Annotated in this window: 15 protein-coding genes; 5 read left to right on the forward strand and 10 right to left on the reverse strand. The window is 60.7% G+C overall.

Annotation, left to right across the window (positions count from 1 at the left end; translation table 11 throughout):
• Nucleotides 1-307: 307 nt before the first annotated feature.
• Both ACWBU6_RS27560 and ACWBU6_RS27565 read left to right on the forward strand, forming a co-directional pair.
• Nucleotides 308-1,999 (forward strand): esterase/lipase family protein, encoded by a 1,692-nt coding sequence (locus ACWBU6_RS27560; RefSeq protein ID WP_452646512.1) that lies wholly within the window; start codon nucleotides 308-310, stop codon nucleotides 1,997-1,999.
• Nucleotides 1,992-3,083, forward strand: a complete 1,092-nt coding sequence (locus ACWBU6_RS27565) for a T6SS immunity protein Tli4 family protein (protein ID WP_452646513.1) — start codon at nucleotides 1,992-1,994, stop codon at nucleotides 3,081-3,083. The genes ACWBU6_RS27560 and ACWBU6_RS27565 overlap by 8 nt, the downstream gene beginning before the upstream one ends.
• Nucleotides 3,084-3,097: 14 nt before the next feature.
• On the opposite strand, the gene ACWBU6_RS27570 is transcribed toward ACWBU6_RS27565, so the two are convergent.
• The 10 genes from ACWBU6_RS27570 to ACWBU6_RS27615 all read right to left on the reverse strand — a co-directional run bounded on the left by ACWBU6_RS27570 (nucleotide 3,098) and on the right by ACWBU6_RS27615 (nucleotide 12,580).
• On the reverse strand, nucleotides 3,098-4,153 hold the full coding sequence (locus ACWBU6_RS27570) for an L-threonylcarbamoyladenylate synthase (protein ID WP_452646514.1): 1,056 nt from the start codon (nucleotides 4,151-4,153) through the stop codon (nucleotides 3,098-3,100).
• A complete protein-coding gene (locus tag ACWBU6_RS27575; protein WP_452646515.1) occupies nucleotides 4,150-5,313 on the reverse strand; it encodes a 5-(carboxyamino)imidazole ribonucleotide synthase in 1,164 nt (387 codons plus the stop codon). Before ACWBU6_RS27575 ends, ACWBU6_RS27570 begins: the two co-directional genes overlap by 4 nt.
• A 16-nt stretch (nucleotides 5,314-5,329) precedes the next feature.
• Nucleotides 5,330-5,824, reverse strand: a complete 495-nt coding sequence (purE, locus tag ACWBU6_RS27580) for a 5-(carboxyamino)imidazole ribonucleotide mutase (protein WP_452646516.1) — start codon at nucleotides 5,822-5,824, stop codon at nucleotides 5,330-5,332.
• Nucleotides 5,825-5,827: 3 nt separating this feature from the next.
• On the reverse strand, nucleotides 5,828-6,724 hold the full coding sequence (locus ACWBU6_RS27585) for a phosphoribosylaminoimidazolesuccinocarboxamide synthase (RefSeq protein ID WP_452646517.1): 897 nt from the start codon (nucleotides 6,722-6,724) through the stop codon (nucleotides 5,828-5,830).
• Between the two features lie 87 nt (nucleotides 6,725-6,811).
• Nucleotides 6,812-7,876: a class II fructose-bisphosphate aldolase gene (gene fba, locus ACWBU6_RS27590; RefSeq protein WP_452646518.1), complete on the reverse strand. Its 1,065-nt coding sequence runs from the start codon at nucleotides 7,874-7,876 to the stop codon at nucleotides 6,812-6,814.
• A gap of 40 nt (nucleotides 7,877-7,916) precedes the next feature.
• Nucleotides 7,917-9,386 (reverse strand): pyruvate kinase, encoded by a 1,470-nt coding sequence (gene pyk / locus ACWBU6_RS27595; RefSeq protein ID WP_452646519.1) that lies wholly within the window; start codon nucleotides 9,384-9,386, stop codon nucleotides 7,917-7,919.
• A gap of 64 nt (nucleotides 9,387-9,450) precedes the next feature.
• Entirely contained in the window at nucleotides 9,451-10,644 is a 1,194-nt protein-coding gene (locus tag ACWBU6_RS27600) for a phosphoglycerate kinase (RefSeq protein ID WP_452646520.1), read from the reverse strand.
• A 90-nt stretch (nucleotides 10,645-10,734) separates the two neighbouring features.
• Entirely contained in the window at nucleotides 10,735-11,463 is a 729-nt protein-coding gene (locus ACWBU6_RS27605) for a substrate-binding periplasmic protein (RefSeq protein ID WP_452646521.1), read from the reverse strand.
• Between the two features lie 57 nt (nucleotides 11,464-11,520).
• Nucleotides 11,521-11,850 (reverse strand): AzlD domain-containing protein, encoded by a 330-nt coding sequence (locus tag ACWBU6_RS27610; protein ID WP_452646522.1) that lies wholly within the window; start codon nucleotides 11,848-11,850, stop codon nucleotides 11,521-11,523.
• The gene (locus tag ACWBU6_RS27615) at nucleotides 11,843-12,580 is read right to left on the reverse strand and encodes an AzlC family ABC transporter permease (protein WP_452646523.1); all 738 of its coding nucleotides are present in this window, start codon (nucleotides 12,578-12,580) and stop codon (nucleotides 11,843-11,845) included. Before ACWBU6_RS27615 ends, ACWBU6_RS27610 begins: the two co-directional genes overlap by 8 nt.
• Before the next feature lie 98 nt (nucleotides 12,581-12,678).
• On the opposite strand from ACWBU6_RS27615, the gene ACWBU6_RS27620 reads away from it, so the two are divergent.
• From ACWBU6_RS27620 to ACWBU6_RS27630, 3 genes are read left to right on the forward strand one after another with little or no spacing between them, the layout of a single operon-like run.
• Nucleotides 12,679-12,867: a zinc-finger domain-containing protein gene (locus ACWBU6_RS27620; protein ID WP_452646524.1), complete on the forward strand. Its 189-nt coding sequence runs from the start codon at nucleotides 12,679-12,681 to the stop codon at nucleotides 12,865-12,867.
• Between the two features lie 21 nt (nucleotides 12,868-12,888).
• On the forward strand, nucleotides 12,889-13,311 hold the full coding sequence (locus ACWBU6_RS27625; protein ID WP_090435536.1) for a YybH family protein: 423 nt from the start codon (nucleotides 12,889-12,891) through the stop codon (nucleotides 13,309-13,311).
• Between the two features lie 42 nt (nucleotides 13,312-13,353).
• Entirely contained in the window at nucleotides 13,354-14,316 is a 963-nt protein-coding gene (locus tag ACWBU6_RS27630; protein WP_452646525.1) for a YheT family hydrolase, read from the forward strand.
• The last annotated feature ends 3 nt before the right edge of the window (nucleotides 14,317-14,319 follow it).

Raw genomic sequence — 14,319 nt, forward strand, 5'->3', positions numbered from 1 at the left:
ACTATCGGAATGCGGCACATATTCAGCCTCCGTACTCACGTGGGGAATGCCACTTGAGCTGAGTACGCGGCATCCATGACATAAGCATACTCCTCCGGCTCAACGGGCCGCGCCCGAAAATCACGGGGCAATCGCCAAATCGCCATGAGCCACATGACGCCTTCACAGACGCCAAAACGCAACTTCTTAAATGTCGCTAAGTGACAACACCATTGTCACCCCAAGTGAACGCTGGCTTGTCTCGCATCAAGATTCTCCTCGCCATGACATGTCACGATGGCTCCTCCCCCGCGACCAAGGAACTGTCATGGCTACACAGTTGCCCGTTGACTTGACTTCCGGTGGCAAACGAGCGGTAGGGAATGCTACGCCGAAAGAGGACAAAGCACCGCAAGTCATGCGGGTGCCTCCGAAGCGAGTCATCCCGATCGTATTCTTACCCGGAATCATGGGATCGAATCTGCGCTTGAGTTCAGAACGACAGCAGCAGATTAACAAGGGAAACAACATCGCTTGGCGGCCGGATCGGTTGAATGAAGTGACTGAGTTTCTGGAGGTAGCTCCCATTCGACGCCAATTGCAACTAGACCCTCGTACAACTGAGGTGGATAGCTACGACGCCGGGAATGCTCCGACAGGTAACGCAAAGGAAAGTTCTGGTACACGCCAAGATCACAGCAGGATCAGGGTGGCATTGCGCTTTGAGGTGGACTCGCCACTACTTTCCGACGATCCGCCTACCCGCATACCTCGCCGAACTAAAGAAGAAAAAGCGCGGGCACGGGGCTGGGGCGAAGTACTTTTCACCAGCTACCGCCATATTCTTGAACGCTGCGAACAGCATCTGAACCGTCCGAAACCTGACGGCTTTTGGGAGGACATTATCGGTAAGAATCCTGCAACATGGGGGGCTGTAGCGCCCCCCGTCGTCAGGCCGCTAAGTGCTGAAGAACTCATAGCGGCCACCAAAGGCTGCATTTTCCCCACTCATGCCATGGGATACAACTGGCTGCAATCCAATGAGGACTCAGCACGGATCGTCGCTAAAAGGATCGAGCGCCTGATAAGTCAGTATCAGCAAAGCGGCTTTGCATGCGAGAAGGTGATTCTCGTTAGCCATTCGATGGGAGGGCTACTGGCCCGTGCCTTGATTCATCCGCAGATGGGCAATATCAAAGACAAAATACTCGGCATTGTGCATGGCGTCATGCCGGCGCTCGGCGCACCAGCTGCATATCGACGCATGCGCTGCGGATTCGAAGAAGGCTCATTAGGAATAAATCCTGCGCCAAAATTCCTGGGCAACTTCGGTAACGAAGTCACTGCCGTTCTCGGCAATGCACCCGGCGGACTCCAGCTACTTCCCAACTGTGCATATGGAAATGGGTGGCTTGAGATTCGCCATCAAGGCATTCTACTTGAGCATTTCCCAAAGAACGGCGACCCTTATGGTGAGATTTACTGTGTAGGCAACAAGTGGTTTGGCCTGCTTCGCGAGGAATGGCTGAATCCTGCTGGAAGTGCAAATGCCGGCCTCGCATACACAATCAAAAAGCTACAAGAGGCTAAGCAGTTCCATTTAGACCTTGCCGATACCTTCCACGAGCAGAGTTATGCGCACTATGGTGCCGATTCTAAACGCCCATCATGGGAAAGAATTGTTTGGAATTTAAAGGGTCCAAATATTGCGCGGGAATGTACCGCCTATCGAATTGTTGACGATAACAGACAGGGAAAGCTAATTCTTGCAGAGACAACTAATGGTGGTGGATCGGTAAGTGGAATCAGCGCCGAGTTAGGCCCATCACAAGGACCAGGCGATCAAACGGTCCCGATTCGATCAGCGGATCGCCAGCTTCGCAGTGGTCGCTTTAGGGCGATTTTTCGGCAGACAGGATACGAGCACCAAGCCAGCTACAGCAATTCAGATGCCATACATTCAACCTTATTCAGCATTGTAAGAATTGCCGCCACGATGACTTGGAGGACACATGCATAACCTGGCCACATCCGTACTGGCGCTTCTTGCGACAGTGCTGCCCCTCTTGGCTAACCATACTTCAGCCGCCGAAAATTCGCAAAAACAGGGCCGTAAAATGACCGCTACCAAAAACAGGTTTGCCAACATCACTACGGAGATGAGAACCTTCTGCCTTGGCCGATTCCTGATAGATGTACCTAAAACCGCAACGATTGTCTACGGACCTGCGCGTGTCCCGCTCTATCTATCTCGAATCGAAGGCCAGGGATCCAATCTCGACGTCGAAGTGAAACGCGCACTCAAAAAGATCGAAGAGAACCGCGAGTATGCACATGGAGACTTGGTAGGCAATGACTCTATGCTGGGAAAAGTACTGCCTGGAATAGGACAACATCACAAGCTCGTTTTTGGTGTCGGGCGAGGCAGCTTCTCCGACTACAATGTTCAATCATTCATTGGCCTTGAAGATGACCTGTTTGTGCAGGAATACGAGATCGATGGCGGTGGTAACGCATACATCAAAGCAGTAGATCTCTTGAATGACGTTGCGCGCTCATTAATTCGTCGGCCGAACGATGAGATACCGAATGAACCAGGCATCTGTCTGGATGGCGCCTTCCTGCGCGAGCCTTCTCGATACATGTTGGAAGAAGTCACATTGGGCATCCGTTTGAAGGATTTCCCTGACGTCCACATGGCAATCGAAATGACGAAGAAGGAAATCTTCATCGAGTCAGACGCCTTGGAGCCCAGAATGAACCATGCGAAACAGGCTGCAATCAAGTCCGGTATGGGGAAGTGGTACTCGCAGATTAAGTTTCTGCGCAGCGGCTACCGTCAGCTTGGCGGTTGGCACGGCTACGAAGTCCTGGTGCGCAAGCCAGCGCAGAAGTTCGAAGGCGAAAACCATGAGTTTGCCTTCCAAAGCCATGGAGAGCCCAAGAACCCCTTATTGCCAGTGCTTCAGATCGAACTTCACACCGGTGTTAAAGGCAACACAACTGGCGGCATCAAACCTTCAATCACCGACGAGGAAGCCATATTCTTATGGGATACCTTCATTGGCTCGATCAGGCCGCGGCCAATGGCGGTGCGTCCCTAGCCGGTGATTCAGGCTCAGGATTGCAGGAAACGGTCAATAATGCCGGTCGAACCGAAGGCGGCGCGGCGCAGGCGGTCATTGACGCCCAGCCAGGCATCGTCGCTCGGCGGTGCTTCCACGAGGATCAGTTCCACCTGCTGCTGGTCCATCGCGCGCAACGCGGCATACACGCCATATGCATACCCTTTTGGCTCGGCCGGTAGCGCCACATTTGGTTGGGACAACACAAACGGCGTGTAGTGGATCAGCGCGGCACTACGCCCCCGCAGCTTGAGTTCCGCAAGGGTTTTTTCGATGTCGCTGGTCGGCAACAGTGCCACTGGCGCTTTCGGTGCGTAATGCGATTCCAGCGTGCCGGAAGCGCGCGGCGCGGCCTGGTCGGGCTGGCGCGGCATGGTGCCAATCACGTCGGCAATCTGTTGCGCAGTGATGTGGCCAGGACGCAGCAGCACCGGGCCGTGGCTGGCCAGGCGCGACATGTCGAGGATGGTTGATTCGATGCCAACTTGGCTCGATCCGCCATCGAGCACGGAATCGATGACATTGCCCAGCCCCACTTCGTCGTGGAACTCGTCGCGCACGTGCTGTGCGGTGGTCGGGCTGACGTTGCCGAACTTGTTGGCCGACGGCGCCGCCACGCCGCCCTTGCCGCCCTTGAATGCCTGCAGCAATTGCATGGCGACGGGATGAGAGGGGCAGCGGATGCCGACCGTGTCCTGTCCGCCGGAGACGGCGTCGGGAATGTGGGCATTGCGCTTGAGGATGAGGGTCAGGGGACCGGGCCAGAAGTGCCGCACCAGGGCGCGCGCTTCATCGGGTACGTCGCTGGTCCAGTAATCGAGGTCGGCGCCGGGGGCGACGTGCACGATCACGGGATGGTCTTGCGGGCGGCCCTTGGCGGCGTAGATCCTTGCCACGGCGGCCGGGTTTTCAGCGTCCGCGCCGAGGCCGTACACGGTCTCGGTGGGGAATGCAACCAGTGCGCCCGCTTCCAGTGCCGCTGCGGCAGCGGCGATATCGGCAGGCGCCGCTGCGGCGGCTGCAAGGGCGCGCGATGCTGCGTCGGTCATGCTTCGATCCCGAGGATGGCACAGGCGGCGCTGAGATGCTGCTGCGCTTCGGCCAGGGTTGGCGCGACGAAGGTCAGGTGGCCCATCTTGCGGGCACGGCGGGGTTCTTCCTTGCCGTACAGGTGCAGGTTGGCGCCTGGCAGGGCCAGTACCTTGTCCCACGCCGGTTCGCGCACGTCGTCACCCTCGCCTTCGTACCAGATGTCGCCCAGGATGTTCAGCATGACAGCCGGCGAATGCTGGCGCACGTCGCCCAGCGGCAGGCCGGCCATGGCGCGCACCTGCTGCGCGAACTGGCTGGTGACGCAGGCGTCGATGGTGTAGTGGCCGCTGTTGTGCGGACGCGGCGCCATCTCGTTGACCACCAGCGAACCGTCGGCCAGCACGAAGAACTCGATGCACAGCACGCCCACATAGCCCAGCTCCGCCACGATGGCTTGCGCTGCGGCTTGCGCCTTGCCGGCGCAATCGGCGGTGATATTCGGACCCGGCACCGTGGTGGTGAACAGGATGCCGTCGCGGTGTACGTTTTCGGCGATCGGGTAGACCACGGAGGCGCCGTCGGCGCCGCGTGCGGTCAGCACGGACACTTCATACGCCAGCGGCAGCATCTTCTCCAGCAGGCAGGTGACCTTGCCCATGCCTTCGAAGGCGGCACGCACCTCGTCGCGCGACTTCACACGCACCTGGCCTTTGCCGTCATAGCCCATGCGGACCGTTTTCAGGATGCCAGGCAGCAGATCGTCGCTGATGGCGTCGATGTCTGCGTCGGCCGCAATGACTTTGTGCGGCGCGGGCATCACACCCGACCTGGCGGCGCTGGCGACGAAGAAGGACTTCTCCGCGATCCGGTCCTGCGCCACGGACACGCCGTGCGCATTCGGCGCCACAAAAACCGATTGCGCCAGGCGCGACAGGCTGTCGGCCGGTACGTTCTCGAACTCGGTCGTGACGGCCACGCATTGCGCAGCCAATGCATCGAGGCCGGCGGCATCGCTGTAGCCGGCGCTGATCAGGCGGTTCGCCGCCTGCCCCGCAGGGCAGTCGGCGGCAGGCTCCAGCACGGCTACGCTGTAGCCCATGCTCTGCGCGGCGTGCGCGAACATGCGGCCAAGCTGGCCGCCGCCCATCACACCCAGCCACGCCGGAGGATTTTTCACATCAGTACTCATACTCTTACAACGGCAAAGTCATGGCCTTGGCGGCCGCAGTTTGCGAAGCGCGGAATTCTTCCAGCCTGGCAGCCAGCGCATCGTCGGTGGTGGCGATGATCGCCACGGCAGTCAGGCCCGCGTTGGCGGCGCCCGCTTCGCCGATGGCGAAGGTCGATACCGGCACGCCTTTCGGCATCTGTACGATGGACAGCAGCGAGTCTTCGCCGCGCAGGTACTTGGACGGCACCGGCACACCCAGCACCGGCACGATGGTCATCGCAGCCACCATGCCAGGCAGGTGGGCCGCGCCGCCGGCGCCAGCGATGATGGCACGCAAGCCGCGCTCGCGCGCGCTTTTTGCGTAGGCATACATCTCGTCCGGCATGCGGTGGGCGGAGATCACTTGCGCTTCATACGGCACGCCGAACTGCTTCAGCATGTCGACGGCGTTCTTCATCACATCCCAGTCAGAGGACGAGCCCATGATGATGCCGACCAGTGGTTTGTTCTCGGACATGGCTTATACCTTCAGCTTTTCGCCGGTCAGGCGTTCGATGGCTTCGAAGTACTTGGCCTGGGTCTTTTCGATCACTTCCGCCGGCAGGGCCGGTGCCGGTGGAGTCTTTTGCCAGTCCTTCAGGGTTTCCAGGTAGTCGCGCACGAATTGCTTGTCGTAGGAAGGTGGCGAGATGCCTGGACGGTAGGAGTCGGCTGGCCAGAAGCGCGAGGAGTCGGCGGTCAGCACTTCATCCATCAGGTGCAGCACACCGTTGTCGTCCAGGCCGAATTCGAACTTGGTGTCGGCAATGATGATGCCCTTGGTGGCGGCGTAGTCGGCCGCGGTGGTGTACAGCTTGATCGCCACGTCGCGGATCTTGGCGGCCAGTTCGGCGCCGATTTTCTTTTCCATCTCTTCGAAGGAGATGTTTTCGTCGTGTTCGCCCAGGTCGGCTTTGGCGGCCGGGGTGAAGATCGGCTGCGGCAGCTTGTCGGCTTGCTGCAGGCCTTCCGGCAGCTTGATGCCGCAGATGCTGCCGCTGGCCTGGTAGTCTTTCCAGCCGGAGCCGATGATGTAGCCGCGTACAACCGCTTCCACCAGGATCGGCTTCAGGCGCTTCGCCACAACGGCGCGGCCTTTCACCTGCTCTACCTCGTCTTGTGCCACGACCGACTCCGGCGTTACGCCGGTCAGGTGGTTAGGAACGATGTGGCCCAGTTTTTCGAACCAGAAGTCCGACATCTGGTTCAGGACCATGCCTTTGCCGGGGATCGGTTCGTTCATTACAACGTCGAACGCGGACAGGCGGTCGGTGGTGACGATCAGGATCTTGTCGGTGCCGACTGCGTAGTTGTCGCGCACTTTACCGTGGCCCAGCAGGGGGAGGGATTTGATGGAGGATTTGTACAGGCTGTTCATGGCGGGGGTACTTTGAGATTTTTAAACCGGTAAACCGGTGTCAGACCCGCAGGGTCTGACACCCGACGCGGCGGTGCACTGCCGGTTTTACTTGACGATCTGGGCCAGCTCGCCGGCCTTGTAACGCTCAGCCATCTTCTCCAGCGAGATCGGCTTGATCTGCGACGCACGGCCTTCGCAGCCGAACGACAGGAAGCGCGCCTTCACCACTTCTTCAGCAGCAGCACGGGCTGGCTTCAGGAAGTCGCGCGGGTCGAACTTCGATGGGTTCTCGAACATGTACTTGCGCACGGCAGCGGTCATGGCCAGGCGGATGTCGGTGTCGATATTGATCTTGCGCACGCCGTGACGGATGCCTTCCTGGATTTCTTCCACCGGCACGCCGTAGGTTTCCTTCATGTCGCCGCCAAATTCGCGGATGATGGCCAGCAGTTCCTGCGGCACGGAGGAGGAACCGTGCATCACCAGGTGGGTGTTAGGAATGCGCGCGTGGATTTCCTTGATGCGGTCGATCGCCAGGATGTCGCCGGTTGGCTTGCGGGTGAACTTGTAGGCGCCGTGCGAGGTGCCGATGGCGATTGCCAGCGCGTCGCACTGGGTCTTCTGCACGAAGTCGGCAGCTTGCGCCACGTCGGTCAGCAGCTGTTCGCGGGTCATGGTGCCTTCAGCGCCGTGGCCGTCTTCCTTGTCGCCCTTCATGGTTTCCAGGGAACCCAGCACGCCCAGTTCCGCTTCCACGGTCACACCGATGGAGTGGGAGAACTTCACCACTTCCTTCGACACTTCCACGTTGTACTCGTAGGAAGCGACGGACTTGCCGTCAGCCATCAGGGAACCGTCCATCATCACCGACGAGAAGCCCGACTTGATTGCGGCCATGCAGACTGCCGGCGACTGGCCGTGGTCCTGGTGCATGACGACTGGAATGTGCGGGTAAGCTTCGATCGCTGCGTCGATCAGGTGGCGCAGGAAGGCTTCGCCGGCGTACTTGCGGGCGCCAGCCGATGCCTGCATGATCACCGGCGCGTTGACCGCGTCGGCAGCGGCCATGATGGCCTGCACTTGTTCCAGGTTGTTGACGTTGAAAGCTGGGATGCCGTAGCCGTTTTCAGCAGCGTGGTCCAGCAGTTGACGCATGGATACGAGGGACATGGTAGTACTCCAATAACAATAAAGAAATCGTTAGCGTTCGTTATCGAGCCGAATCGGCGCGGTGAGTAAACTCACCTACTTTCACGATACGCAGTGCGTTCGTGCCGCCCACCTTGCCCATCGGCGCACCCCAGGTAACCACAATCATATCGCCCTTCTGGGCAATACCCTGTTTTACCAGGAGGTCTTCCGCGGCGCGCAGCACGACGTCGGTCGGCGCATCCTGCATCAGCATGTGGGTGCAAACGTTACGGTACAAGGCCAGCTTGCGCTGGGTGGTGGTGCTCGGCGTGAGCGCAATAATCGGGGTGTCGATGTTGTGGCGGCTCATCCACAGCGCGGTGGAGCCGGATTCGGTCAGGGCCACAATCGCCTTCACGCGCAGGTGGTGCGCAGTGAACAGGGCGCCATAGGCGATCGACTGGTCGATACGGGTGAAGCGGGCGTTCAGGAAGTCCGCATCGAGTTTGTTGTATTCGGATTGCTCGGCTTCGGTACAGATAGCCGCCATCATTTCCACGGTTTCCACCGGGTATTTGCCGGAAGCGGTTTCGGCCGAAGTCATCACGGCATCGGTACCGTCCAGCACCGCGTTGGCCACGTCCGACACTTCGGCGCGGGTCGGCACGGCATTGAAGATCATCGACTCCATCATCTGGGTCGCGGTAATGGCGATCTTGTTCGATTCGCGCGCCATGCGGATCATGCGCTTCTGCAGCGCAGGCACGGCGGCATTGCCTACCTCGACAGCCAGGTCGCCACGGGCCACCATGATGCCGTCGGAGGCGTTGAGGATTTCCTGCAGCGCAGGAATGGCTTCCGCGCGCTCGATCTTGGCGATCATCATCGGCTTGAAGCCGAATGGCTCGCCGGCAATATTTGCCAGCTGGCGCGCCATTTCCATGTCGGTGGCGTTCTTCGGGAAGGAAATCGCCAGGTAATCGGCCTGGAACGACATCGCGGTCTTGATGTCTTCCATGTCCTTGGCGGTCAGGGCCGGCGCGGTCAGGCCGCCGCCCTGGCGGTTGATGCCTTTGTTGTTGGACAGCTCGCCGCCGATCTTTACGGTGGTGAAGATCTCGCTGCCGACGATCTTGTCCACGGTCAACACGATCAGGCCGTCATTCAGCAGCAGCACGTCGGCCGGCTTGACGTCGGTCGGCAGGCTCTTGTAGTCCAGGCCCACGCGCTCCTGGTTGCCCAGTTCGCCGTTCTCGCCCCACTTGGCATCGAGGATGAACTTGTCGCCCTTGGCCAGTTCGATCTTGTTGTTTTCGAACTTGCCGATACGGATCTTCGGACCCTGCATGTCGGCCATGATCGCCACTTCCTTGCCGCATTCCGCAGCCGCCTTTCGCACCAGGGCAGCGCGATCGATATGATCTTGCGCCTTGCCGTGGGAGAAATTCAGGCGGACCACGTCGACGCCAGCCTTGATCATCTGGATCAGGATGCTGAGGTCGGTCGATGCTGGGCCGATAGTTGCGACGATCTTGGTACCACGTGCCATGAAGGTTTCCTTCGTGTGAGCTTAAAAAAGTTCAAAAGGCGCCTTGCGGGCGCCTTTTACCGTGTTACTGGGCGCGTTGCGCCAGGATTTCCACTGCCGGCAGGGTCTTGCCTTCCAGGAATTCCAGGAAGGCGCCGCCGCCGGTGGAGATATAGCCGATCTTGTCGGTGATCTGGTATTTGGCGATAGCTGCCAGGGTGTCGCCACCGCCGGCGATGGAGAAGCCCTTGGAGTTGGCAATTGCCATGGCCAGGGTCTTGGTGCCTTCGCCAAACTGGTCGAACTCGAACACGCCGACCGGACCGTTCCAGACGATGGTGCCGGCTTCGGCGATCTGGGCGGCCAGCTTGGCGGCGGTCTTGGGGCCGATGTCGAGGATCATGTCGTCATCGGCCACGTCAGCCACGGCCTTCACGGTTGCGGCAGCGCTTGGCGAGAATTCTTTCGCGCACACCACGTCTTCCGGGATCGGCACCTGCGCTCCGCGGGCAGCCATGATGTCGATGATGGCCTTGGCTTCCGCAACCAGGTCAGCCTCAGCCAGCGACTTGCCGATCTTCAGGCCGGCAGCCAGCATGAAGGTGTTGGCGATGCCGCCGCCGACGATCAGGTTGTCCACCTTGTCAGCCAGGGATTTCAGGATCGACAGCTTGGTCGACACTTTGGAACCGGCCACGATGGCCAGCAGTGGACGGGCCGGCGCGCCCAGGGCCTTGCCCAGCGCATCCAGTTCAGCAGCCAGCAGCGGGCCGGCGCAAGCGATCGGCGCAAATTTGGCGATGCCGTGGGTGGTCGCCTCGGCGCGGTGGGCGGTGCCGAAAGCATCGTTCACGTACACGTCGCACAGCTTGGCCATTTTCTGGGCCAGCTCATCGGAATTCTTCTTCTCGCCCTTGTTGACGCGGCAGTTTTCCAACAGCACAACCTGGCCGGCAGCAACTTCCACGCCATCGACCCAGTCCTGCTTCAGTTCAACCGGCTGGCCCAGCAGCTCGGACATGCGCTTGGCGATCGGCGCCAGACTGTCTTCGGCTTTGAATTCGCCTTCGGTTGGACGGCCCAGGTGGGAGGTAACCATGACCTTGGCGCCAGCGCCCAGGGCCGCCTTAATCGCCGGAATCGAAGCGCGAATGCGCGTATCTTCGGTGATATTGCCCGCATCATCCTGCGGCACGTTCAGATCTGCACGGATAAAGACGCGCTTGCCCTGCAGCGCATCCTGCGCTACGAGGTCTTCCAGGCGGTTGAATTTCAGCATGGTTACTCAGGGGTCACAGTTGGAAAGAGCGCTATTTTACCTTAAGCCGGGGCCCCTTAGCCGCTTGTTAAGCTCGCGCAAGGCCGATATTTAGTTGTCAACCCAGTCATATTTTTCACGAATGGAGCGGGTCGTGCCATCCTGCTCCATCTGCGCCAGCGCGTCCGCCAGGCGAGCGCCCATCTGCGCATCGCAGGCAAGTGAGCAGGCGAGATAATTGTAGGTGGGTCCCAGTGGCGGACTCACGAAGGTCTTCGACGCCCCCGCTGCAAAAAACAGCGCCCTGCCTTCGGCAATCGGGCCGTACCATGCGTCGATACGGTGCTGCAGCAACATCTTGGGCGGTGTCTGGGCCTGGTTCAGCTCACGGATCTGCGCATCGCTGAAGCGCTCTTCGCGCAGGATATGCAAGCCTGCGGTACCGCGCGAGACGCCAATGGCGTCGAAGCTGGCGCGGGCCTCGCCAAAGGTGCGGACATACTTCTTCAAGGAGAAAAAGGCCCGGTTGACTTTGACCAGCGGGGCGACCCAGGTGTACCTGGCTTCCCGCGCCGCCACACGGGCCAAGGGAATGATCAGCACGTTGCGCGCAGCCGGATGTGCAACGATAGTCAATGCGCGGTTGCTCGGAACAACCTCCAGCCGGACCTCGTACCCTGCGCGCCGGAGCGCTTCGAGGGCAACATCGCCTGCCACGCCTTTGCGCCCTGGCTCGTTCAGTGTCAGCGGCGGCACCTCCATCAGGTACATGGTGACCGGTTCCGCCCGGCAGCCGGCGGCAACTCCCCCCAGCAGCAGCGCCAGCAGCACTCTCCCCATGTTCGCCTCCAGCATTTACTTCATTGTAGGGCGGAAAAAGCCCGCAGGGGTACGGATTCAGGACAACAGGAGGCGCAGCGCGGTGAAGCACGCCATGCCAAACACAATGGTCTCCAGCATATTGCGGCGCGCCAGGTAGTAGGCGATGGCTGCAGCGCCAGCCAGCAGCTTGTAATTGTGGAAGCTGAAGTCGACCGCGCCTTGCGGGTCAAGCAGCAGGTCAGGCCCGATGATGGCGGCCAGCGCGCAGGACGGAGCGTAGCGCAGCATCTCCTGCACGCGGGTCGGGATCGAGACGTGCTCGCCGATCACCCAGAACGAAGATCGCGTGACCGCGGTGGCGCAAACCAGGGCAGCAATCGTCAGCCAGATTTCAAGATCAGACATTGGCGGCCTTTCGTCGTTCGATCATTCCTTCCACCACCATGGCAGTCACCATGCCAACCAGCACGGCGGCCAGCAGGCCCAGTTTGTAAGGGAAACCGTGCGCCAGCACGGCGGTCACGCCGGCGACCAGCGCGCCGCACAGCGCGGGACGGGTCGCCACCATCGGCACGGTAATGCAGACAATCGCCAGCGTGCCGGCAAAGCCAAGACCCCATTCGGCAGGCACGGCGTTGCCAAGGAAAATGCCGGCGATGGAGCCGGACTGCCACGCGACAAAATTCGGGTAAAGCAGGCCGCGCAGGTAAGAGACCTTGCCTTCCGCCGGCTTTTCGGTCGGGTAGCGCTGCAGGAACATGGCAGTTGTCATGTCGCCGGCGCCATAGCCAAGCAGGAAGCGGCGCCACAGCGGCAGCCTGGCGAAGTGCGGCGCCAGCAAGGCGGCGAAAATCACGAAACGGAGATTGACCACCACCGCGGTCAGGAAAATCACCCAGATCGGCGCGGCCGCCGCGATCAGGGGCAGCGAGGCCAATTGCGCCGAACCGGCAAACACCAGCAGGGTCATGCCCAGCGCCTGCATGACGGTCAGGCCGGACTTGACCATGGCCACGCCAACCACCAGGCCCCAGGCGGCGATGCCGAACAGGGTTGGGGTGCCGTCTTTCAGCCCGGCGCGCCAGGAAGGCTCGTGGTGGGCCGCGACATCGGGCAGGCTATCTGGAGAACTCATTGGCGACCGCATGGGAAAGCCGACATTCTACCGACGAATGCTTTTCGCTGCCGGGATGCATTAAAATCTTGGTTTTTGATCTCGCGGAGTGTTATAAAATGAGCAACGCCACCCATCCAGTCGAACTCGATGGCAAAGACCTGCCGGCCTACTGCCCGAATCCGGCCATGCCGCTGTGGTCTTCGCACCCGCGCGTGTTCCTGGACTTCAAGCATGGCGAAGCGAAATGCCCTTACTGCGGCACCCAGTACAAACTGAAGCCAGGCGCCGACGCCGGCCACCATTAATCACCCTTCCCCGGAGCCCGGATGGCAGCGCGTAAACACCAGAATGGCAGTGCGGCAGAAGTCGAAGCGGCCTTTTACGATGCCTTGAACCGGGCCGACCTGGAAGCCCTGATGGCGCTGTGGGCGGACGACGAGGAAATCGTCTGTGTCCACCCTGGCGGCCCGCGCCTGATCGGGCACGGCGCCATCCGCGATTCCTGGAGTGCACTTTTGGAACACGGCGGGTTGCAAATTCGCCCGTCCCAGCTGCATGAGACACACAACCTGATGAGTTCGGTGCATACTGTGATTGAGGGCGTCACAGCGGCAAGCGGCGAGCCGGCGCACCTGATTGCGACCAATGTGTACGTTAAGACACCGAAGGGTTGGCGCATTGTGTTGCATCATGTGTCTGTAGCGCCGGGACCTGTTCCCGTCGATCCGCGCGCTCAAATACTGCACTAAAAAAAGGGGGATCAGGCCCGCTGGGCCGGTCCCAGCCGCGCCATGAACTACATCGCCCCATTCTGGCTGCCGAGCGGCCATTTGCAGACCATCTATCCGGCTACCTGCATAGCCAAGCCCGACGTCCGTTTCCGCCGCGAACGCTGGCATACGCCGGACGCCGATTTCATCGATGTCGATTTCGTCGACGGCCAGCCTGGCCAGCCATTCGTGGTGCTGTTCCATGGGCTGGAAGGCTCGTCCGACAGCCATTACTCGCGCGCCCTGATGGCGGAAATCACGCGCCGCGGCTGGTCCGGCGCCGTGCCGCATTTCCGCGGCTGCTCCGGCGAGCCGAACCTGGCGCCGCGCTTTTATCATTCCGGCGATTCCGGTGAACTGGACTGGATCATCCGCCGCCTGCATCCGCACGCAACCGGCAAGTTTTACGCTTGCGGTGTATCGCTGGGCGGCAATGTCCTGCTGCGCTGGCTGGGCGAGTCGCAACACCAGGCCGAGTTTGTCGACGCGGCCTGCTCGGTCTCGGCGCCGCTCGACCTGGCGCAGGGCGGCAGCGCCCTGTCGCGCGGCCTGAGCCGCCTGTATACGCGCATGTTCCTGCAAACGCTGAAACCGAAATGCGTGGCCAAGCTGCAGCAGTTTCCCGGGCTGTTCGACCTCGATGCGCTGATGGCGGCGCAGGACCTGCACTCCTTCGACAATGTGGTGACGGCGCCGCTGCACGGCTACCGCGATGCGGACGATTACTGGGACCGCGCCAGCGCCAAGCACGTGCTGACCGATATCACCGTGCCGACCCTGGTGCTGAATGCGAAGAACGATCCCTTCATGCCCGGCCAGTACCTGCCGCGCCAGGCCTCGCGCCACGTGGTGCTGGACTATCCGGAGGAAGGCGGCCATGTGGGCTTTGCCACCGGGCGCATGCCGGGCAGCCTGGATTGGCTGCCGCTGCGCATGCTCAACTTCCTGACCGCCATTGAGGCGCGCGAAGTGGCCGAGGCTTGAACC

The sequence above is a fragment of the Pseudoduganella sp. HUAS MS19 genome (genome assembly GCF_053615455.1).